At 67.0% G+C, this 21,237-nt stretch carries 20 protein-coding genes and 1 pseudogene; 14 read left to right on the forward strand and 7 right to left on the reverse strand.

All coding sequences use genetic code 11. From position 1 onward, the window contains the following. Positions 1 to 27: 27 nt before the first annotated feature. On the forward strand, positions 28 to 2,370 hold the full coding sequence (locus tag IEW58_RS13230) for an FtsK/SpoIIIE family DNA translocase (RefSeq protein ID WP_188645538.1): 2,343 nt from the start codon (positions 28 to 30) through the stop codon (positions 2,368 to 2,370). 122 nt (positions 2,371 to 2,492) lie between these two features. Continuing rightward, positions 2,493 to 5,087 (forward strand): TonB-dependent receptor plug domain-containing protein, encoded by a 2,595-nt coding sequence (locus IEW58_RS13235; RefSeq protein ID WP_188645539.1) that lies wholly within the window; start codon positions 2,493 to 2,495, stop codon positions 5,085 to 5,087. Between the two features lie 85 nt (positions 5,088 to 5,172). On the opposite strand, the gene IEW58_RS13240 is transcribed toward IEW58_RS13235, so the two are convergent. Then, on the reverse strand, positions 5,173 to 6,570 hold the full coding sequence (locus IEW58_RS13240) for an OprO/OprP family phosphate-selective porin (protein WP_229658595.1): 1,398 nt from the start codon (positions 6,568 to 6,570) through the stop codon (positions 5,173 to 5,175). A 149-nt stretch (positions 6,571 to 6,719) separates the two neighbouring features. Between IEW58_RS13240 and ald the strand changes: the two genes are divergently transcribed. Next, positions 6,720 to 7,841 carry an alanine dehydrogenase gene (ald, locus tag IEW58_RS13245; RefSeq protein ID WP_188645541.1) on the forward strand — a complete coding sequence of 374 codons (1,122 nt, stop codon included), beginning with the start codon at positions 6,720 to 6,722 and terminating at the stop codon, positions 7,839 to 7,841. Positions 7,842 to 7,845: 4 nt separating this feature from the next. On the opposite strand, the gene IEW58_RS13250 is transcribed toward ald, so the two are convergent. Together IEW58_RS13250 and IEW58_RS14050 are read right to left on the reverse strand one after the other, a co-directional pair. Further along, positions 7,846 to 8,463, reverse strand: a complete 618-nt coding sequence (locus IEW58_RS13250; protein ID WP_308419278.1) for a thioredoxin — start codon at positions 8,461 to 8,463, stop codon at positions 7,846 to 7,848. A gap of 180 nt (positions 8,464 to 8,643) precedes the next feature. Then, positions 8,644 to 8,739 (reverse strand): annotated as a pseudogene (locus tag IEW58_RS14050) (zinc-ribbon domain-containing protein); the annotation flags it as partial. Between the two features lie 153 nt (positions 8,740 to 8,892). Between IEW58_RS14050 and ftsE the strand changes: the two are divergent. From ftsE to IEW58_RS13270, 4 genes are read left to right on the forward strand one after another with little or no spacing between them, the layout of a single operon-like run. Beyond that, positions 8,893 to 9,627, forward strand: a complete 735-nt coding sequence (gene ftsE, locus IEW58_RS13255; protein ID WP_188645543.1) for a cell division ATP-binding protein FtsE — start codon at positions 8,893 to 8,895, stop codon at positions 9,625 to 9,627. After that, positions 9,624 to 10,553: a cell division protein FtsX gene (locus IEW58_RS13260; RefSeq protein WP_188645544.1), complete on the forward strand. Its 930-nt coding sequence runs from the start codon at positions 9,624 to 9,626 to the stop codon at positions 10,551 to 10,553. Before ftsE ends, IEW58_RS13260 begins: the two co-directional genes overlap by 4 nt. Then, positions 10,550 to 11,086 carry a YdcF family protein gene (locus tag IEW58_RS13265; RefSeq protein ID WP_188645545.1) on the forward strand — a complete coding sequence of 179 codons (537 nt, stop codon included), beginning with the start codon at positions 10,550 to 10,552 and terminating at the stop codon, positions 11,084 to 11,086. Before IEW58_RS13260 ends, IEW58_RS13265 begins: the two co-directional genes overlap by 4 nt. Then, positions 11,068 to 11,772: a lysophospholipid acyltransferase family protein gene (locus IEW58_RS13270; RefSeq protein WP_229658596.1), complete on the forward strand. Its 705-nt coding sequence runs from the start codon at positions 11,068 to 11,070 to the stop codon at positions 11,770 to 11,772. Before IEW58_RS13265 ends, IEW58_RS13270 begins: the two co-directional genes overlap by 19 nt. A 10-nt stretch (positions 11,773 to 11,782) precedes the next feature. Here the strand turns inward: IEW58_RS13270 and IEW58_RS13275 are convergent, their stop codons facing one another. Together IEW58_RS13275 and hisC are read right to left on the reverse strand one after the other, a co-directional pair. Continuing rightward, complete coding sequence (locus IEW58_RS13275; RefSeq protein ID WP_188645547.1) at positions 11,783 to 12,694, reverse strand: prephenate/arogenate dehydrogenase family protein; 912 nt, start codon at positions 12,692 to 12,694, stop codon at positions 11,783 to 11,785. Next, entirely contained in the window at positions 12,691 to 13,800 is a 1,110-nt protein-coding gene (hisC, locus tag IEW58_RS13280) for a histidinol-phosphate transaminase (protein WP_188645548.1), read from the reverse strand. The genes IEW58_RS13275 and hisC overlap by 4 nt, the downstream gene beginning before the upstream one ends. Positions 13,801 to 13,908: 108 nt before the next feature. On the opposite strand from hisC, the gene metX reads away from it, so the two are divergent. From metX to IEW58_RS13300, 4 genes are all read left to right on the forward strand, one after another. Next, positions 13,909 to 15,003 carry a homoserine O-acetyltransferase MetX gene (metX, locus tag IEW58_RS13285; RefSeq protein WP_188645549.1) on the forward strand — a complete coding sequence of 365 codons (1,095 nt, stop codon included), beginning with the start codon at positions 13,909 to 13,911 and terminating at the stop codon, positions 15,001 to 15,003. Continuing rightward, a complete protein-coding gene (gene metW, locus IEW58_RS13290; RefSeq protein ID WP_229658597.1) occupies positions 15,000 to 15,590 on the forward strand; it encodes a methionine biosynthesis protein MetW in 591 nt (196 codons plus the stop codon). The genes metX and metW overlap by 4 nt, the downstream gene beginning before the upstream one ends. A gap of 67 nt (positions 15,591 to 15,657) precedes the next feature. Continuing rightward, positions 15,658 to 16,998: a glutamate--tRNA ligase gene (gene gltX / locus IEW58_RS13295; protein ID WP_188645550.1), complete on the forward strand. Its 1,341-nt coding sequence runs from the start codon at positions 15,658 to 15,660 to the stop codon at positions 16,996 to 16,998. Between the two features lie 116 nt (positions 16,999 to 17,114). Beyond that, the gene (locus IEW58_RS13300) at positions 17,115 to 17,336 is read left to right on the forward strand and encodes a hypothetical protein (protein WP_188645551.1); all 222 of its coding nucleotides are present in this window, start codon (positions 17,115 to 17,117) and stop codon (positions 17,334 to 17,336) included. A 3-nt stretch (positions 17,337 to 17,339) separates the two neighbouring features. On the opposite strand, the gene pyk is transcribed toward IEW58_RS13300, so the two are convergent. Next, complete coding sequence (pyk, locus tag IEW58_RS13305) at positions 17,340 to 18,794, reverse strand: pyruvate kinase (RefSeq protein ID WP_188645552.1); 1,455 nt, start codon at positions 18,792 to 18,794, stop codon at positions 17,340 to 17,342. Positions 18,795 to 18,847: 53 nt separating this feature from the next. Between pyk and IEW58_RS13310 the strand changes: the two genes are divergently transcribed. From IEW58_RS13310 to IEW58_RS13320, 3 genes are all read left to right on the forward strand, one after another. Beyond that, a complete protein-coding gene (locus tag IEW58_RS13310) occupies positions 18,848 to 19,162 on the forward strand; it encodes a DUF1244 domain-containing protein (protein WP_188645838.1) in 315 nt (104 codons plus the stop codon). Between the two features lie 98 nt (positions 19,163 to 19,260). Next, positions 19,261 to 19,497, forward strand: a complete 237-nt coding sequence (locus IEW58_RS13315; RefSeq protein ID WP_126176864.1) for a DUF2312 domain-containing protein — start codon at positions 19,261 to 19,263, stop codon at positions 19,495 to 19,497. A 155-nt stretch (positions 19,498 to 19,652) separates the two neighbouring features. Continuing rightward, complete coding sequence (locus tag IEW58_RS13320) at positions 19,653 to 20,468, forward strand: SDR family oxidoreductase (protein WP_229658656.1); 816 nt, start codon at positions 19,653 to 19,655, stop codon at positions 20,466 to 20,468. On the opposite strand, the gene IEW58_RS13325 is transcribed toward IEW58_RS13320, so the two are convergent. Continuing rightward, positions 20,465 to 21,211 carry a CPBP family glutamic-type intramembrane protease gene (locus IEW58_RS13325; RefSeq protein ID WP_188645554.1) on the reverse strand — a complete coding sequence of 249 codons (747 nt, stop codon included), beginning with the start codon at positions 21,209 to 21,211 and terminating at the stop codon, positions 20,465 to 20,467. The two genes, IEW58_RS13320 and IEW58_RS13325, sit on opposite strands and share 4 nt — an antisense overlap. Positions 21,212 to 21,237 lie beyond the last annotated feature (26 nt).

The following is a 21,237-nucleotide window of genomic DNA, read 5'->3' on the forward strand; positions in this document are numbered from 1 at the left end:
GCGCTTCGACGGCTAGGGGAAGCAGGCATGGCGACACGCGCGATCGGCGCCGCAGCGAAACGGCCGCCAGCCGACTGGCGCGCGACGTTCCGGCGCAGCCTGCGCCGCGCCCTGCAGATCGCCGGGGCCGCATTGCTGTTCGCGGCGCTGGTGTTCCTCGCCCTTGCGCTTGCCAGCTATACCCAGACCGATCCCAGCGCTTCCACCGCAGCCGCCGGGGACGACGTGCGCAACTGGATGGGCGCGAGCGGGGCATGGGTGGCCGAGCGGGTGTTGTTCCTGTTCGGCGCTACCGGCGTGCTCCTGCTGCCTTTGCTTTATGTCTTCACGCGCAAGCTGTGGCGCGATGTCGAGGAGGAGGATCGCGACGCCGATACCCGCTGGTGGCGTCCGACCGCGCTGCTCCTGCTGTCCATGATGCTCATCGGCACGGTCCTGGCGCTGGCGTTCGACCGGCCCGGCGGCTCGCTGCCCGCATCGCTCGGGGGCATCAGCGGCCTGCTTGGGGCCAAGATGGTCACTGCGCTCGCGGGAAGACTGGGTGACGGGCTCGCCGGGTGGGCGATCCTTGCGATTGCACTCGCAGCGCTCGCTGGAGGTGTCGCAGGCGTGACGCGGGTCTTCGCGCTCGACTGGGCCCAGCTCCTGACCCTGCCCGCTTTCCTGAAACGGGCTCGAACGCTGCCTGAGGTGGACATTCCGTTCCTGCCCCGCCAGCGCGAGCGCAAGCGCGAGGCCGCGCCGGAGGAGGCGCCCCAGTTTACCGAAAGGCGCGCGCCGGAAATCTCGGACCCGTCCGCTCCGCCGAAGCCGGTCAGGCCGGCAGCCAAGGCCGCCCAGAAGGACCTGTTCGCAAGTTATCAGCTTCCGAGCCTCGACCTGCTGTCCAATCCTCCTCCGCAGGCCGCGCCCAAGCTCGACAAGATCGCGCTCGAGCGCAACGCCCGACTGCTCGAGACCGTGCTCGACGATTTCAACGTGAAGGGCGAGATCACCGCGGTGCGGACCGGACCCGTGGTGACGATGTACGAACTGGAGCCTGCGCCGGGCATCAAGGCCAGCCGCGTCATCGGCCTGGCCGAGGACATCGCCCGCAACATGAGCGCGATCAGCGCACGCGTTTCGTCCATTCCGGGCAAGACCGTCATGGGCATCGAATTGCCCAATGCGGACCGGCAGACCGTCGCGCTCAAGGAACTTGCCGCATGCGACGCGTTCGTTAACGCAAAAGGCGCGCTGCCGATCATCCTGGGCAAGGATATCGCGGGCGAGCCGATCGTGGCCGACCTTGCCGCGATGCCGCACCTGCTGGTGGCGGGCACGACCGGCTCGGGCAAGTCGGTCGGGCTCAACTGCATCCTGTTGAGCCTGCTTTACCGTTTCACTCCCGATGACTGCCGCCTGATCCTGATCGATCCCAAGGTTCTCGAGCTCAAGAGCTACGACGACATTCCGCACCTGCTCTCGCCCGTGGTGACCGAGCCGGCCAAGGCGGTGCGCGCGCTCAAGTGGGCGGTCGAGGAGATGGAGCGCCGCTATCGCCAGATGAGCTCGATCGGCGCGCGCAATATCGCCGGATTCAACGAACGGGTGCGCAACGCTATCGCCAAGGGCAAGCCGCTGGGGCGCCGGGTGCAGACCGGCTTCGATCCCGACACGGGCGAGGAACTGTTCGAGGAAGAGCAACTCGAGTACGCACCCCTGCCCCAGATCGTGCTCATCGTCGACGAGCTGGCAGACCTCATGGTGACGGTCGGCAAGGAAGTCGAAGTGCTTATCCAGCGCCTCAGCCAGAAGAGCCGCGCGGCCGGCATCCACCTGATCATGGCGACGCAGCGCCCGTCGGTCGACGTCATCACCGGTGTGATCAAGGCTAACCTGCCTACCCGCATCAGCTTCAACGTCACCAGCCGCATCGACAGCCGCACGATCCTTGGCGAGCAGGGCGCCGAGCAGCTGCTGGGCAAGGGCGACATGCTCTACAAGCCCAACACCGGTTCCCTGGTGCGCGTCCACGGTCCTTTCGTATCGGACGAGGAAGTGGAAGCGGTCGCCACCCACTGGCGCGGGCAGGGCAAGCCCGACTACGTCGATGCGGTTACCGAAGAGCCGGAGGAATCCTTCGGGTTCGGATTCGACGACGAGCTCACTGCCTCCGACAATCCCGAGGAGCGGAAATACCGCCAGGCCTGCCAGATCGTGTTCGAGCATCAGAAGGCTTCGGGTTCGTGGCTCCAGCGCCAGATGGGCGTGGGCTACAACACGGCCGCGAAGTGGATCGAACGAATGGAGGAGGACGGCCTCGTCGGTCCTGCCAACCATGTCGGTCGGCGCGATATCTACCGCGACAAGGACGGCAATCCGCTCTGATCGGCACGGCGGCTGAATTGTAGCGGCCACGCAACACTTGTGCGAAATTGTGCGCGGCGGCGCACAATCCTGCTGCCTCGAGCGCCCTCCCTGTTACGTCAATACGACACAGGGAGATTTCTATGATCGATTACCGCTTTGCTCTGCTCAGTTCCGTCGCCGTTCTTGCCGCCGCGAGCGCGCAGCCCGTGCTGGCGCAGGACGTGCCGGGCGAAAGCACTGCTTCGGAACAGGGTGAGGCGACTCCGCAGGCGCAGATCATCGTCACGGGCACCCGCCGGACCGACCGTACCGTTGCAGAAAGCCCGGTCCCAATAGACGTCATCGGCGGCGACCAGATGACCGAGAACGGCTACACCGATACCAACCGCATTCTCAACCAGTTGGTCCCCAGCTTCAACTTCCCGCAGCCGTCGATCACCGATGGCACCGATGCGGTGCGGCCTGCAACGCTGCGCGGCCTGGCGCCCGACCAGACTCTGGTCCTGGTGAATGGCAAGCGGCGGCATACCTCGGCGCTGCTCAACCTGAACGGGTCGGTTGGTCGCGGCTCGGCCGCCGTCGACCTCAACACCATTCCACCCATCGCCATCGAGCGCATCGAAGTCCTGCGCGACGGCGCGTCATCGCAGTACGGCTCCGATGCCATTGCCGGGGTGATCAACATCCAGCTTCGCAAGCGCGAGGGCAACAAGGCGCAGGTGACGTACGGCAAGTACATCACCACGATGGACGACGTGCTGCAGCAGGGTGGCCCGGTGATCGGCCCGAACGGACAGCCGGTGCTCGATGCCAATGCCGGCGCGGGCGACGTCTACCAGCTCACCGACAACGGCCAGGAGCGCAAGCGGCGCGATGGCGGGACATTGACCCTGGCGACCAGCCTGGGCTTGCCGGTCGGGCCGGGCGGCTACCTGAACTTCGCGCTCCAGTACCAGGATCGCAATCCCACCAACCGCTCCGCCGCCGACCCCCGCCGGCAGTATCCGTTCGTGGGCGGCCTGGTCGATCCGCGTGAGCTGACCATCGATCGCTACACGCACCGTTACGGCGATGCGAAAACGACCGACTTCACCGCCTTCCTGAATGCCGGATACGAGCTTTCGCCTTCGGCGGAGTTATACACTTTTGCCAGCTACAACGTGCGCGATTCCGACGCGGCCGGTTTCTATCGCCGTGCCAACGATGCCCGAAATCGCGACTTCTCGGCTTCGACCACGACTTTCGTTCCCTATTACGCGGACGGTTTCCTGCCGATCATTACCGGCGACATCGAGGATATCGCCGCCGCCGCCGGGGTGCGCGGGCAGTTCGGTGACGAGTGGAATTACGATCTCAGCGTCGTCTACGGCACCAACCGTTTTGGCTTCGGGGTCGAGAACAGCTTCAACGTCAGCTTCGGCCAGCAGAGCCAGCGCAAGTTCGATGCCGGTTCGCTCCGCTTCGGCCAGACGACCGCCAACCTCGATATCCAGAAGACGTTCGACCTCGGCATCGGCAACGGCGTGTCGGTCGCCTTCGGTACCGAATACCGCAACGAGAACTTCCGCATCGTGGCGGGTGACTTCCAGAGCTATGCCGGCGGTCCCTTCATCGCCAATGGCGCTCCCGCCGGCGCGCAGGTCTTCCCGGGCTTCAGGCCCGCCAACGAAGTCGACGAGAGCCGCAATTCGAAGGCCGCCTACCTCGAGCTCGAGACCGACCTGACCGATGCGCTGACCATACAGCTTGCAGGACGCTACGAGGACTTCTCGGACTTCGGCGACACCGTCAACGGCAAGGCGGCCGCCCGGTTCGAGCCGATCGACGGGATTGCCCTGCGCGGCTCGATCTCGACCGGCTTCCGCGCTCCGTCGCTGCAGCAGCAGTATTATGCCACCACGTCGACCAACAACGTCAACGGCACGCTGATCGAAATCCTCACCGTGCCGGTCAACAGCCCGGTGGCGGTCGCGCTGGGGTCGCAGCCGCTGCAGCCCGAAAAGTCGACCAACTGGTCGGCGGGCGCCACGTTCTCGATGATTCCCGGCCTCAACATCACCGCCGACTACTACAATATCGATATCAAGGACCGGATCGTCGTGACCGAGATCCTGCAGGGTCCCGCCGTGTTGGCACTGCTGCAGCAGAACGGTTTCAACAACGTCAGCTCGGCGCGCTTCTTCGTGAACGGGATCGATACCCGCACCCGCGGCTACGAGATCGTCGGCACTTACCGGGTGCCAGAAATGGGGCTCGGCAACATTTCGCTCACCGCCGGCTTCAGCCACAACAAGACCAAGATCACCGACGCGGCGGTCCTGCCGACGCTGCCGGGCCTGACCCTCTTCGGACGGCAGGAGTCGCTTCGCCTGATCCGGGGCCAGCCGCGCACCAAGCTCAATTTCGGGCTCGACTGGGATTCGGGCATCTTCGGCTTCACCGCGCGCACCAACCGCTTTGGCGAGGTCCTGATCCCGGGCGCGGACGAGGCGCGCGACCAGACGCTCGGCAAGCAGTGGGTCACCGATCTGGAACTGCGGGCCAAGGTCATGGAGCGGCTCGAGTTCGCGGTCGGCGCGAACAACGTGTTCGACAGCTATCCCGATCGGGTGCGTTACGGCCTCGTCGACGGGCAGAACTACGGCCAGAACGGGTACTTCATTCCCTTCAGCCAGTTCTCTCCGTCCGGCTTCAACGGCCGATTCGTTTATGGGCGGGTAAGCCTGGACTTCTGATCCCAACCTGAAGCGAACAAGAAACCCCGCCGGTGCGCGCGCCGGCGGGGTTTTTCGTTTGGGCAGGGCCCGCGCAGGCGGACGATCAGAAATCGAGTTGAGCGCGCATCCCCAGCGCATCGACCGAATAGTCGCGGTCGCCGCCCGCCGCAGGAAGCGCGGCGTCGCTGTAGACCATGTGGCCATAGTTGAGCAGGAAACGGGTGTAGTCAGTCGGGGTCCACACCAGCCCCAGCTCGTAGCCGTTCTGGCGGCCGCCGACGATCCCGGCATCGATCAGGTCGAGATAGTCATAGCGCAGGTTGACCTGCAACGCGCCGAAGCCGCCCTTGCCGAGCGGGCTATTCGGCTTCACCCGGTCGAACGCGCCCCCCTTGTACCCCCGCGTGTCGCCGGGGGTGAGGAACATGCCTGCCTCCACGTAGCCCCCGAAGAAGGTCGGGTCCACCAGCGCGCCGGGACGGTTGACCTGCTGCCAGTGTCCCTCCGCCGCGCCGTGGAAGGGCCCGCGGATGTAGGCGGCCTCCAGGCCGTATCCCAGTTCGCTCACCGCGCCGATATTGCCGGTGTCGATGAAACGCACGTCAGAGGTGTGGATGAACGGCCGCACGCGATAGCGCACGCTGGCAGCGGAATCGTTGAGATCGTGGTAGTGCGCAGATGCCCCGAGGTGGAGCTGCCCCGCGCCCAGCTTCGGGGCGAACACCGCCCGCCCATCGACGGACATCGAGTTGTTCTCGTCGTTGTTGAGGTCGGCGACGTTGTCGGTGAACACCCCGCCCTGCAGCAGGACGTCGCCCTTCGAATAGGCGGCGCTGGCGCCCAGACGGCGCTCGAACCCGAACGCGGTGTTCATTGCGGCACGCTCGGTGAAGCTGGGAAACAGGTCGCTGGTCATCTCCTCCAGCCCCCAGAACGGTTTGTGCTGGCCCACCGTGAGGCCGACCTCCTTGGAGGCCTGGTAAGTCAGGAACAGGTCGGTGACTTCCACCGAACTCCCCGCCACGTCGATCTCGGCGCGGTAGCCGAAGCCGCCCGGAATCTTGCCGTCGAAGCCGATATAGGCGCGGCGCAGCTCGCTGCCGAAGCCCAGGCTGGCGTCGTTTATCCCGCGGGGGCTGCTGACCGTCCCCGCGTCGAACTGCATGCGTCCGCGCGGCTTGAAGCTCCAGCCGCTCTCGGAGCTCCACTCGGGCGCCCCCTTCCAGGCGACCTGGGCCGCAGGCGGGGCCGCTGCCGCCGCGGTGGCGCTCGCGGCCGAGGCAGTGGCGGCATTCGCGGCGACCGTCGCTTCCTGGGCCTGGGCCCTCGCTGCGGCGAGCTGTGTTTCCAGCGTGTCGATCCGGCTGCTCATCGCCGCCATCTGCGCGCGCATCGCCGCGAGTTCCTGCGCCACCGACGCATCCTGCGCGCTTACCGGAACGGTCCAGCCGATCGCCATCGCGAGCGCGGCGGCGGAAAGCGAAAGTCGGGTGGTGGTCACGGTCCTTTTTCCCCATCGAGGTTGTGCAATTGCGACGTATCTATAGCTGCTGTGTGACAGGCTTGTGACGACATGGATCAACGGCCGCACCATCGAAGCTTGCCGCCAAATGGTTGCAACTGTAACGGCGCGCTCGAAGGAGATCGGCGATGCGCATCGGCTGCCCCAGGGAAATCAAGAACCACGAGTACCGCGTCGGCCTGACGCCCGAAAGCGTGCGCGAACTGGTCACCCACGGCCACGAGGTATGGGTGGAAAGCGGCGCCGGCCTCGGCATCGGCGCAGACGACAGCCAGTACCGCCAGGCGGGCGCGGTTATCAAGGACGGGCCCGAACCGATCTTCGCCGAGTGCGAAATGATCGTGAAGGTCAAGGAACCGCAGGCGGTCGAGCGCGCGCGCCTGCGGGAAGGCCAGGTCCTTTACACCTACCTGCATCTCGCCCCCGATCCGGAGCAGACCGCCGACCTGGTGAAGTCCGGTGTTACCGCGATCGCGTACGAGACGGTGACCGGCCCGGGCAATTCGCTCCCGCTGCTCAAGCCGATGAGTCAGGTCGCCGGACGCATGAGCATCCAGGCCGGTGCTACCGCGCTTGAAAAGGCGCACGGCGGGCGCGGGGTGCTGCTGGGCGGTGTGCCCGGCGTGCTCCCAGGCCGGGTCATGGTTATCGGCGGCGGCGTAGTCGGTTTCAATGCGGCGCAGATGGCAGTCGGCCTCGGCGCCGACGTGACGATTCTCGACCGCGATCCCGAAGTCCTCGAACGTCTCGGCACCCATTTCGAGAGCCGCGCCAAGACTCGCTTCTCCAACCGCGCCAACATCGAACAGATGCTGTGCGAGGCCGAACTCGTGATCGGTGCGGTGCTGATCCCGGGCGCGGCGGCGCCCAAGCTGGTCACGCGTGACATGCTCAAGTGCATGAAGCCGGGCGCGGTGCTGGTTGACGTAGCGATCGACCAGGGCGGCTGCTTCGAAACCAGCCACCCAACGACCCACGCCGATCCGACTTACGTGGTCGACGGCATCGTCCATTATTGCGTCGCCAACATGCCCGGCGCGGTGGCTCGGACCAGCACGTATGCGCTCAACAACGTGACCCTGCCGCATGCGCTGCGCATCGCCGACCTCGGCTGGCGCGATGCCCTGCGCGAAAATCCGCATCTCGCGGAGGGGCTGAACGTCCACGCCGGGCGGGTCACCTACCGGGCGGTCGCGGACGAACTTGGCTACCCTTACGCGACGGTGGCCGAGGTGCTCGCCGGATCCTGAACCGTCAGTCGGGTTTCCACCCGATCTCGGCGAACTTTGCCGAGCGGGGAACGTCGGTGACCGCCTCGTTGATGGTCACCGTTTCCCCAGGGGCGAGCGTGGGCTTGGGTGGGGCGATTTCCCAGCTGTAGACGATCCGGTCACGCGCATCGCGCAGGACGATCAGGACCGACGGGATCGCGTGCGTCTCGCGGCCCACGTTCTTGATCGTCCCGCTTGCGCCGAAGAACTCCGTCCCGTTGGGCAGCGTGCGCCGTTCCTGCTGGTCCTTGGGGAAATCCAGCACGAGATCAGGTTGCCCCAGCGCGAAAGTCGGCCGGCTGACCGGCACCCAGTCGGGCAGACCCCAGTAGCTGACCGCGCCTACGGTGCCGAGCGCCAGCACCGCGAACGATACAGCCGCGGCAGTCCATACTCGAGCCATGTTGCGCCGCGGGCGAAAAGGCGGCGCGTAGTCGAACTGGGAGACTTCCTCGCCGTAATCGGCCTCTTCGGGCTCAGGTGCCGGAGCGGTTTCGACCATCACGGGGGCGGAGGAAACGGTTTCTTCGCGCACCGGGTCGGGGGCGCGCGGGGGCTCGGCCGCGCTCTCCGGCTCGCCCGGTCCGGTTCTGCGCTGCACGGCAGGGGCCGGAGCCCTAGCGGGCCTCGCTTGGGGCGGCGGAGGCTGGTGCGCCGTGCCAGGCGCTGCGGGGGCAGCCGGCTGTGCCGGTGCAGGTTCGACCGGCGGCCGTCGCTGCGGCTGGCTGGCTTGTGGCGCGTCCGCGGTTTCCAGCGGCGGCCCTTCCTGGAACCAGCTGTGGCGGCATTTGGCGCAACGCACCGTCCGCCCCTCCGCGCCAACGGCGCTGTCCGGCACGACATAGCGGGTCGCACACGCGGGGCAGGATATTATCATCGTTAATGAATCTGGCCCAACCAAAGGTTGCGCACAAGAGTCGCAACCGGTCCGCGATGCCGCAGACGGCTTTTTTCCACATGGAAGCCTCGCTATAGACCCCCTGCTGATGCTGTTCTTGCGCTTTTCCTGCTGCCGACCGGGCGAAACGCGATGAACGCTGACAGCGCGGAAGTCGTCACGTTCGACAATGTCGGGCTGCGTTACGGCACCGACCGCGAAATCCTGAGCGACATTTCCTTCACCTTGCACCCCGGGGGCTTCTATTTTCTCACCGGCGCGAGCGGGGCGGGGAAGACCTCGATGCTCAAGCTGCTCTATCTGGCGCAGCGCCCCTCGCGCGGGGCTATCCGGATGTTCGGGACCGACGTCATCACTTTGCCGCGCGACAGGCTCCCGCCTTTCCGGCGCCGGCTGGGGGTCGTGTTCCAGGACTTCCGCCTCGTCCCCCACCTGTCCGCCTACGACAACGTCGCCCTCCCGCTGCGGGTGTCGGGCGTGCGGGAGAGCGAGCTGCGCAAACCGGTCGCCGACATGCTCGAATGGGTGGGGCTTTCCCACCGGGCGGAGGCGCGGCCGGCGACGTTGTCTGGCGGCGAGCAGCAGCGCGTCGCCATCGCGCGGGCGGTGATTGGCCGGCCGGACATGCTGGTGGCGGACGAGCCGACCGGCAACGTCGATCCCGACATGGCGCTGAAACTGTTGCGGCTGTTCGAGGCGCTCAACCGGCTGGGCACGACCGTCGTCGTGGCCACTCACGACGTTCACCTGCTCCGCAAGGTGCCCGATTCACTTATCATGCGGATCGACAAGGGACGCCTGAGCGATCCCACGGGTGCGTTGCGGTTTCCGCCCCGACGCGACCAACGGGCGCAGGTGGAGTTATGAAGCGGCCGCCGGTCCTGGCCCGCGCCGTAGGGCGCAGCCTTGCGCCCTTCGCCGGCGACAGGGCAGCCGCGCTGGTGCCGCACGCGCGCCTGGCCGGGCCCATGCCGTGGGTCATTGCGATCATGGTCGCGCTTACTGTCATCGCGGGGGCGGGCGGGCTGGCGTTGAGCAACCTGGCGGGAACCGCGCGCAGCGAATTGTCCGGTGCCGCGACCGTACAGATCGTCGAGCCACTGGTGAGCGAGCGCGACCGGCAGACCCGCGCCGCTGAGCGCGTGCTGTCAGGTCTTCCGGACGTAGCCGGCCTGCGGGTCGTGCCCAAGGAGGAACTCGACGCCTTGCTCGACCCGTGGCTCGGTGGTGGCGAGGAGCAGGCGGTGCCGGTTCCTGCCCTGATCGACATCGAGCTGCGCGGCCCGGCGACCTCGGCACGGCTGGCTGCGCTTCGGCGCGCCGTTGCGCCCGTCGCCCCGGCGGCGCGGATCGATGCGCAATCTACATGGCTCGGCCCGGTGTTCGCGGCGATCGCCTCGCTCCAGTGGCTGGCAGTCGCGCTGGTGGTGCTGCTGGCGCTGACCAGCGCAGCCGCCGTGTGGCTGGCAGCGCGCAGCGCGTTGGGGACAAATCGCGATACCATCGAGATCGTCCATCTCCTCGGGGGAAGCGACGCGCAGATCGCGCGCATTTTCCAGCGCTCGGTGGGATTCGATGCGACGGCTGGCGGCCTGGTCGGTCTTGCCCTCGGGGCGGCGGCGGTGCTGGTGCTGGGCCGGCAGTTCGCGGCATTGGGATCGGGCATGATCGCGGGCGGCGGGCTTGCTCCAACCGACTGGCTGCTGATCGCGGCCATTCCCCTTGCCGGAGTGGTGATTGCCATCGTGACGGCCCGCTTGACCGTGCTCGGAACGTTGAGGAGGATGTTGTGATTGCGCGGTTGGCCGGGGCCGTCGCCCTGCTCTACGCCCTCGGTTTCCTGTGGTTTGCCGCCGCTCTGCCGCTACCGGCGGGGGGGCAGCCGACCGACGTCATCGTCGTGCTGACAGGGGGAGCCGGGCGGATCGACCGCGGGCTTGCCCTGCTCGCCAAGGGCAAGGCGCGCGCCCTGTTGGTCACCGGGGTCGATCCGGAGGTCAAGCCGCGCGAGTTCGCCGCCGAGTACCGGGTGCCGGGCAAGACGATGGACTGCTGCGTGACGCTCGGGTTCGCCGCGGTGGATACGCGCGGCAACGCCGCGGAGACGGCCAGCTGGATTGCCGCAAATCGCTACCGCTCGTTGCGCCTGGTAACCACCGACTGGCACATGCGGCGTGCGGCCGGCGAGCTTGCCTCCGCCCTGCCGCCCGGCGTGACGATCGTGCGGGATGCCGTCCCGTCGCGTCCGCGGCTCGGAATCCTCTTCCTCGAATACAACAAGCTCTTGGCGAGCACTCTCGCGCGGCTGTGGCCGCAGGGGAAGTGACGGTGGCCGTCCTGCGCAGCCTGCTGTTCTATCCCGTGTTCTATCTCGGCTCGCTGCTTTACACAGCCGCGTCGCTGCTGGCGCTGCCGTTCAGCGTGCCCCTGTTCCGCCGCATCGTGCGCGGTTGGGCCCGGTACCAGCGCTTCTGCCTGCGCTGGATCGTCGGCATCCGCATCCGGGTAGAAGGAGGTGGTCCGGTAGCGGGCCCGGTGCTCTACGCGGTCAAGCACGAAAGCTTTTTCGAGGCGATCGACATGCCGGCGATGTTCGACTTGCCGGTGGTTTTCGCCAAGGAGGAGCTGTTCCGGATACCGCTGTGGGGCGCGGCGGCGCGGGCCTACGGCATCGTGCCGGTGGAGCGGGACCAGGGCGCGCGCGCGCTGCGTTCGATGATCGCATCGGCGAGGGCCTATTCGGAAACCGGGCGACCGCTGGTGATCTTTCCCGAAGGCACCCGCGTCCCGCACCGTCACAGTCCGCCCCTGCAGGCCGGGTTCGCCGGTCTTTACAAGCTGCTGGGCTTGCCCGTGGTTCCGGTGGCGGTGAACAGCGGGCCGCTCTACCACCGCCGCTGGAAGCGCAGCGGCGTGGTTACTTACCGGTTTGGCGAGCCGGTCCCGCCGGGACTGCCGCGCGAGGAGGCCGAAGCGCGCGTCCTCGCGGCGATGAACGCGCTGAACCGGTAGCGATCGCGCGCTAGCTTTCGTGATCGCCGCGGCCGAAATCAGGCCGCGCATCGTCCTGCCCCTGCTCGACGATCGAGCGCCTGATGTCGCGCGTACGGGTGAACAGGTCGAACAGCATTTTTCCGTCGCCGTTGCGGATCGCGCGCTGGAGCGCGGTCAGGTCTTCAGTGAAGCGACCAAGCATCTCGAGAACCGCCTCGCGATTGGTAAGGAACACGTCGCGCCACATCGTCGGGTCGCTCGCCGCGATGCGGGTGAAGTCGCGGAAGCCACCCGCCGAATACTTGATCACCTCGCCGCGGGTGACGTCCTCGAGGTCGGACGCGGTACCGACGATGGTGTAGGCGATGAGGTGCGGGATGTGGCTGGTGACCGCGAGGACAAGGTCGTGATGCGCGGCATCCATGATCTCGATATTCGCGCCCAGCGCGCGCCAGAACCGAGAGAGCCGCTCGACAGCCTGCGGGTCCGTGCCCGCGGCCGGCGTGAGGATGCACCAGCGGTGCCGGAACAGGTGCGCGAAGCCCGCGTCCGGGCCGCTGCGCTCGGTTCCCGCGACGGGATGGGCGGGGATGACCGTCGCCTGCGGCAGCGCGCGGCGCAGCGCCTCGCCGACCGCGGCCTTGGACGAGCCGACGTCGCTGACGATCGTGCCAGCGCGCAGAGCGCCCGAAATCTGGGCGCCTGCTTGCTCCATCGCGCCCACGGGGACGCAGAAGATGACCAGTTCGGCGTCGGCGACCGCTTTGGCGGGTGAATCGAATACTTCGTCCACGAGGCCGCGCTCGCGCGCACGCTGGCGCACATCGGGGTCGGCGTCGTAGCCGCTGGTCCGGCAATCGGGCAGGTTCTCCGCCACCGCGAGTCCCACGGATCCGCCGAGCAGGCCGAGCCCGATGATCGTGACGCGCGAGAAACTCATGCGGCAGACTGCGCGGCCTGGGCGGCCCGGGCAATCGCCGCGGCCACCGCGTCCATGTCCTCCGGCAGCCCGATGGTGATCCGCAGAGCGTTCGGCAGGCCCTGGCCCGGCAGGTGGCGCACCGCATATCCGGCTTGCCCGATCGCCGCCATCGCCGCCTCTGCGGTGAGGTCGCCGGTGAAGGTGACCAGCAGGAAGTTGGCCTCGCTCGGCACCGCGCGAATGCCGTGGTTGCCGAGCGCCGCGAGTGCGTCGGCGAAGCGCGCACGCTCGTCCCGGTTGGCGATGCGCGAGCGCTCGATCCATTCGTCATCGCCCAGCGCGGCCAGCGCCGCGACCTGTCCGTGATTGGTGACGTTGAACGGTCCGCGGATGCGGTTCAGCTCGCCTATCAGGTGCGCGGCGCCGGTGGCCCACCCGATTCGCTCTCCCGCGAGGCCGTGGATCTTGGAGAAGGTGCGCGTCACCAGCACATTTTCATGGCTTGCCGCGAGCGCGAGTCCGCCGTCGTCGTCCTCCGGCGCGAGGTACTCGGCATAGGCCTGGTCGAGCACGAACAGCACATCGCCCGGAAGCCCCGCGTGGAGGCGGTCGACCTCGCTGCGCGGCAGGAACGTGCCCGTCGGATTGTTCGGGTTGGCGAGGAATACCACCCGGGTGCGCGGCGTCACCGCGGCCAGAAGCGCATCGACGTCGCACGCATAGTCGCTAACCGCCGCCTCGACGGGCGTAGCCCCGCAGCGGCGCGCGGCGATGTCGTACACGGCGAAACTGAAGCGCGGGAACAGGATCTCGTCCCCCGGCCCGGCATAGGCCTGTGCCGCCAGGTTCAGCAGCTCGTCGGAACCGGTGCCGCAGACGATCCGGCCCGGATCGATGTCATGCTTCTTCCCGAGTGCCGTACGCAGCGCCGTGCTGTCGGGATCGGGATAACGGCTGGGAAGCTGGGCCGACCCCATGGCCTCGAATACCGCGGGCGAAGTGCCGAGCGGATTCTCGTTGGCCGACAGCTTCACGAGCGGCTTGCCGCCCGCGCCGCTCGACTTGCCCGGAGTGTAGGCATGGATGCCCTCGATCCAGGGCTTGGGCACAGGGCGCGTGTTCATCGCCAGCGCGCATAGCGGGCCGCCGCCGCCAAGCGAACAAAATCCTCCTTGCCGTCCCCGCGAGCAGACTTGTTGACAGTGCGCCGCCGTTGCCGCCAAGCGCCGGTCATGGCCACCGCCGCCGCCCGCACCTTCGCGCTTTCCGCGCCGCTGCCGCTGGACAACGGGCAATCGCTCGACGGCGTGATCGTCGCTTACGAAACTTACGGCGAACTCGCGCCCGGAAAGGACAACGCGGTACTCGTCTGCCATGCGCTGACCGGTGACCAGTACGTGGCCAGCACGCAGCCGCTTACCGGAAAGCCCGGTTGGTGGGAGCGGATGATCGGCCCGGACAAACCGATCGACACGAACCGGTTCCATGTCATCTGCGCCAATGTCATCGGCGGTTGCATGGGCTCCACCGGCCCGGCCAGCCCCGCGCCGGACGGCAAGCCCTACGCCATGCGCTTCCCGGTCATCACCATCCGCGACATGGTTCGCGCCGAGGTCGCGCTGCTTGACGGGCTGGGCATCGAGCGGCTCCATGCGGTCGTCGGCGGGTCGATGGGCGGGATGCAGGCGCTCAGCCTCGCTGCCAATTTCCCGGCCCGCGCGGAGCGGGTGCTGGCGATCGCCACCACCGCCCGCCACTCGGCACAGAACATCGCCTTTCACGAAGTCGGCCGCCAGGCGGTAATGGCCGATCCGGACTGGCAGGGCGGCGACTACTACGGGTCGGGCCACTCGCCCGACAAGGGGCTGTCGGTCGCGCGCATGGCCGCGCACATCACCTACCTGTCCGAAACCGGCCTGACCGAAAAGTTCGGACGGAACCTGCAGGACCGCGATGCCAAGAGCTTCGGCTTCGACGCCGACTTCCAGGTCGAAAGCTACCTGCGCTACCAGGGAAGCGGCTTTACCCGGCGGTTCGATGCCAACAGCTATCTCTACATCACCCGGGCGATGGACTATTTCGACATCGCCGAGGAGCATGGGGGCAAGCTGGCCGATGCATTCGCCGGCACGCCCGCCCGGTTCTGCCTCGTCAGCTTCGATTCCGACTGGCTCTATCCCACCGCGGAAAGCCGGCACGTGGTTCACGCGCTCAATGCCGCCGGTGCGCCGGTCAGCTTCGTCGAGCTGTCAGCTCCTTTCGGCCATGACAGCTTCCTGCTCGACGTCCCCGCGCTCGACCGGGTGGTGAAAGGCTTCCTTGCGTGAGCGGATTGCGACCCGACCTCGCGGTGATCGCGGCGAACGTGCGGCCCGGCACGCGGGTGCTCGACATCGGTTGCGGCGACGGGGAGCTGATGGAGGTGCTGCAAAACGAGCGCGAGTGCGACGCGCGAGGGATGGAGATCGATCCGGTGCTCGTCGAACGCGCGGTCGCACGCGGATTGTCGGTGGTGCAGGGCGATGCAGACCGCGATCTCGCCGACTATCCCGACAAGACGTTCGATTATGCGATCCTGAGCCAGACATTGCAGACCGCCGCGCGGCCTGACCGGATGCTCGACGAACTGCTGCGCGTGGGGCGAAAGGCGTTCGTGAGCTTTCCCAACTTCGCCCACTGGCGGATGCGCGCGCAGCTTGCCTTCACGGGCCGGATGCCGGTGACGCGGCATCTCCCGGTTAGCTGGTTCGAGACGCAGAACATCCATCATGTAACGGTAACGGACTTCCGTGACCTGGTGGCCGCGCGCGGGGTGAAGGTCGAGCGGGAATGGTTCTTCTCCGGCGCGCAGCCGGTCGGTCCCGCGCTGGCCAATCTGCGCGCCGAATACGCGGTGTTCGAGTTGAGCCGGTAAGGCCCCGCGGGATTCCCGGGATGCCCTCCCGCTTCACCTCGGCAGGTAATCGTCTATGGCGCCCAGCATGACAGTTACCCGCTTCGCGCCGTCGCCCACCGGCAATCTCCATGTCGGCAATATCCGAATGGCGATCCACAACTGGCTGCTGGCGAGGAAGGATGGCGGGCGCTTCGTGCTGCGCATCGACGATACCGACGCGACGCGCAGCCGCGAGGAATATGTCGAGGGTATCCGGGCCGATCTGGCGTGGCTCGGACTGGAGCCGGATGCCGAGGAGCGCCAGTCGGCGCGGCAGGCGAATTACGAGGCTGCCTTCGACCGGCTTAAGCGGGCGGGGCGGGTGTACCCCTGCTACGAGACGGCGCAGGAACTCGATCTCAAGCGCAAGGTGCTGCTCGGGCGGGGTCTGCCCCCCATTTACGATCGCGCGGCACTGGCGCTGGGCGAAGCCGATCATGCGCGGTTCGCGGACGAAGGGATCGCTCCGCACTGGCGGTTCAAGCTGGACCACGACGAGCCGATCGAGTGGGAGGATGGCATCCGCGGGCGCCAGCATTTCGAGCCCTCGCAGTTGTCGGACCCGGTCGTCCGCCGCGCCGACGGATCGTGGCTCTACATGCTGCCGAGCGCGATCGACGACGGCGAGATGGGCGTGACCGACGTGTTGCGCGGCGAAGACCACGTCAGCAATACCGCCGCGCAAGTGCAGATGTTCACCGCGCTGGGATACGCTCCGCCGCGTTTCGCACACGAGGCTTTGCTGGTGGGCAGCGAGGGCAAGCTCTCAAAGCGACTCGGAGCCCTGGGCTGCGCCGCCCTGCGCGAGCGCGGCATGGAGCCGCAGACACTGGTCGCTTTCCTCGCGCGGCTTGGCACTTCACTGCCGGTTGAAGCTATTGTCGAGCGTGACGAATTGATCGCTTCCTTCGATCTGGCGACCTTCGGACGCGCGCCCGCGCGCTTTGACGAAGCCGAACTTGAACGGCTCAACCATGCGGTAGTGCACCAACTGGAGTACGCCGAAGTGGCAGGCCGCATACCCGAGGGCATGGACGAGCGCGCGTGGCTGGCGATCCGACCCAACCTGCAAACCGTGGCGGATGCGCGCGGCTGGTGGCGGGTGATCACCGGCCCGGTCGCCCTTCCGGCGCTGAGCGAAGAGGACCGCGCATTCGTCGCGCAGGCTGAAGAAACCCTGGTGTGGAGCGAGGATCCCTGGCGCGTCCTGACCAGTGCTCTGAAAGAAGCGACCGGGCGCAAGGGCCGGGCGCTGTTCATGCCGCTGCGGCAGGCGCTGACCGGCCTTGAACACGGACCTGACATGCACGCGCTCCTGCCCCTCATAGGCGAGGACGAGGCTCGGGCGCGGCTGCGGCTGGCCTCGCAACAGCCCATCCGGACCTAGTCAGCGCCCTTCCAGCCCGCCGCAGCCACGGTCTGCCGTAATGAAATAGCGTTTAACGGAAACAATTTAGCGGTCGTCCGTTGCCTCTTCTCAATCAGAGAAAAGGGTCGCCCACGATGCTTCGCAATCTTGCCATGATCACTGCCGCCGCCACCTTGACTGTCGCTCCGGTGGCAGCCCAGGCCGCTTCTCCAGCCCGTGCCTCGGCTCCTGCGGCCGGTGAATCGGATCTCCGCAGCGGAGACGCCTGGCGTGCCCTGATCATCGTCCTGATCGGCGCGATCGGGATGGGCTTCCTGCTGCTGACCGACAACGACGACGCGCCGGTCAGCCCGTAAGTCTTACGCCTGGTGGCGGGACAGTTCGTTGCCTGACAGCGTCACCACGTGCAGCAGGTTGGTGCTGCCGGGGGTTCCGAAAGGAACTCCCGCCAAGGCGATCAGCTTGCTGCCGGCGGTGCCGAAGCCATGACGCAGCGCCATCCGCTTGCCCTTGGCGATCATCTCTTCGAAGCTGCCGATGTCGCGTGTGGTCACCGCATGCGCGCCCCATAGCAGCCCCATCCTGCGGGCAGTCTTCGTCGAGGGAGTCAGCACCAGCATCGGCACGCTCGGCCGCTCGCGCGCCACGCGGCGGGCGGTGCTGCCGGAACCGGTAAACACCACGATGGCGTTGATTGCCACCGTGTCGGCGATCGTCATGCAGGCATGGCTGAGCGCATCGGCAGTCGTGCGGTCGGGCGGAGTATCGAGAAAGCGCACGCGCGAAAGATAGGCCTCGTCGCGCTCCACCTGCGCAGCGATGCGGTCCATGATCGCGACCGCTTCCTCGGGCCATTCGCCCGCCGCCGTTTCCGCGCTGAGCATCACGGCGTCGGCGCCGTCATAGACCGCGTTGGCGACGTCGGACACTTCGGCGCGGGTCGGCGTCGGGCTCTCGATCATCGATTCAAGCATCTGGGTCGCGACGATCACGGGCTTTCCAGCCGTTCGCGCCAGGTTGACGATGCGCTTCTGCAGCGGCGGCACTTCTTCGGGATCGAGCTCGACGCCAAGGTCGCCGCGGGCGACCATGATCCCGTCGGACAGCTCGATGATTTCCTCCAGCCTGCGAATGGCGGACGGCTTCTCGATCTTGGCGCACAGCGCGCCATGGCCGCCCATCAGCTTGCGGGCTTCGGCAAGATCTTCCGGCCGTTGGACGAACGACAGGCCGATCCAGTCGCACCCCTGCTCGATCGCGAAGGCCAGGTCCCGCCGGTCCTTCTCCGTGAGTGCGGGAATCGGCACCTCGGCATCAGGCACATTGACCCCCTTTCGGTCGGAGATCACCCCGCCGACCTCCGCGGAACATAGCACGCTGTCCGCTTCGGCTTTGATCACCTGCAGGCGGATCTTGCCGTCGTTGATCAACAAGCGCTGGCCCTTGTGCAGGATGCCGAACAGTTCGGGATGCGGCAGCTCGACCCGCGTCTCGTCGCCGGGCTCGGGATTGCGGTCGAGGGTGAAGTGCCCCGAATGCCGGATCACCGCCTGGCCGCCTTTGAACGTGCCGACGCGCAGCTTGGGGCCCTGCAGATCCGCAAGGATGGCGATGGGCCGCCCGGCGCTTTTCTCGAGCTCGCGAATCGCCTTGATGGTCGCGGCATGGCCCGCATGATCGCCGTGGCTCATGTTCACACGGAAGGCATCCGCGCCGGCGCGCAGGAGCTTGCCGAGCATTTCTGGCGATTTGCTGGCCGGGCCGACGGTGGCGAGGACCTTGACCTTGCGCTTGCGCGGTTCGAGCTTCTGCATGGCGCGGGCCTATGGCAGGGCTCCTGCTCAACACAAGACAGGTTGCGAACGAAATGGACATGAAATCCGACGATCCGCTCGATGCGCTGCCCGATGCGCAGGCCGCCGCCGCGTTCCGCCGGTTGGTGCGCCACCTGCGGCATCGCAGCGACGCGCAGAACATCGACCTGATGGGCCTGGCGGGCTTCTGCCGTAATTGCCTCGCCGACTGGATCATCGGGGCCGGCTTCGAAGGCGACAAGGCGGCTGCGCGCGAGCTTATCCATGGCTTGCCGGCCGCCGAATGGAAGGCGCGCCACCAAAGCGAGGCGACGCCCGAACAGCTCGCACGGATGGAGGCAAGTCTCGCGCGCAATGCGCCGGACTGAGAAGTTTTCCACCCGCCCGCGCGCGGCTCTTCAAAGCTCCTCCCGCGCTGGCTATCGACCCGCCGACTGATTCTCACATCACTGGAGCTTTGAAGAAAATGGCCGATGCCACCGACGACCGCCTGCGCCTGCTGATCGAGCGCATCGAGCGCCTCGAAGAGGAAAAGAAGGGCATCGCCGACGACATCCGCGACGTCTACGCGGAGGCCAAGGCAGTCGGCTACGACGCCAAGATCATGCGCCAGGTCGTCCGCCTCAGGAAGATGAAGCCAGACGACCGCGCCGAGATGGAAACAATTCTCGAAGTCTACAAGAACGCGCTCGGGCTGGGCTGAACTCCCAGGCGCGGCAGGCGGAGGAACGTCTGCCGCGCTTCGCTCATTGCATCCTCGAACCCCCATTCGAGGAACTTCGTCGCATGAGCAGCCAGACCGCCGAACCCGAAACCGTCGACAAGGCTTTCGTCGAGGAAACGGGCGAGCAGCCCCGCATGCCGGGGCACGAATCGCAGATGGACGACAAGCCGGACTGGGAGCCTCGCTATCCCGGTTCCGGCCGGCTGAAGGGCAAGGTCGCCATCGTGACCGGCGGCGATTCGGGGATCGGGCGGGCGACCGCCATCCTCTTCGCCCGCGAAGGCGCCAAGGTCGCGATTGCCTACCTCGAGGAAGACGACGACGCGCAATTTGTCGCCGACCAGATCGAGAAGGAAGGCAGCGAGGCACTCCTACACCGCGGCGACCTGGGTGATCCCGAGGTCGGCAAGGCGCTGGTCCGGAAGGTCATCGACAAATGGGGCCGGCTCGACGTGCTGGTCAACAACGCGGGCGAGCAGCATCCGGACGAGGATATCCGCGACATTACCGCCGAGCAGCTCCAGCGGACCTTCCAGACCAACATCTTCTCGATGTTCTATCTCGTGCAGGCGGCCCGGCCGCACCTCAAGAAAGGCGCCGCGATCGTCAACTGCACCAGCATCACGATGTACAAGGGCGCGCCGATCCTGCTCGATTACAGCGCGACCAAGGGTGCGATCACCGCGTTCACGCGCTCGCTGAGCGAGAATCTCGTCAAGGAGGGCATCCGCGTTAACGCGGTGGCCCCGGGGCCGATCTGGACCCCGCTCAATCCCTTCGGCGGACAGCCGCCGGAAAAGATGAAGGACTTTGGCAAGGACACCCCGATGGGCCGCCCGGGCCAGCCCAACGAAGTCGCGCCTGCGTTTCTGTTCCTCGCCTGCGAGGATTCAAGCTACATGTCGGGGCAGGTCCTGCACCCGAACGGGGGCTCGGTGGTGAACGGCTAGGACGCCGCCGCCAGCATCAGGCCGACAAAGGCGGCGTTGTGCAGGATGTGCAGCGCCGCACCGGTCGCCAGCCCGCGGTTCACCCGGAGGTAGCCGAGGATCAGCGCGAGCATGAACTGGGGCAGCACGAGCGGCAGCATCGCTGCCGATCCACCGCCGAAATTGGTGAGGTGGACGGCGGCGAACAGCGCGGCCCCGCCGTAGTAGAACCAGCGAAAGCGTCGCTGGAACCATCCCCATGCGTCGCGGTGGCGCAGGACGAACAGCGCGAGAACGGCCAGAGCGATCCCCGCGGTGAATCCGGCGAGCTTGAGCGCCGGAGACGGGACAAGTGCCAGCGCCAGGCCTCCCGCCAACAACGCGAGCACGGCAAGGACATGCCCCGGCCGGCCTGACAGCCAGCCGCGAAACAGCGTCTCTTCGGCGATTGGCGCCCCGACGACGATGAAGCCCACCAGCAGCGGCGTGAGCTTCAGTTCTTCGAGCATGTGTTCGGGCATCTTCATGCCGAGCGATGTCGCCAGGCCGATGCTGCCCAACACCAGCGCCATCAAGGCCATGTCGAGTGCGAACAGCGGCGGTAGCGCACGCGCGGAGGCCCGAAGCGAAAGATCGGCCCGATCGGGCAGCGCGGGATGGCGCAGGAATGCGAAAAACGCCCGCCATTGCCCGGGTATCCGGGCCACAAGCGTGTTGCCGGTCGCTTCCGGCGGAAGGCCGGCTCTTGTCGGTTGCCCGCTCATGCGGCTAATGCGCCCCGTTCCCAAAA

It is taken from the genome of Tsuneonella deserti, assembly GCF_014644315.1.
Taxonomy (GTDB): domain Bacteria; phylum Pseudomonadota; class Alphaproteobacteria; order Sphingomonadales; family Sphingomonadaceae; genus Tsuneonella; species Tsuneonella deserti.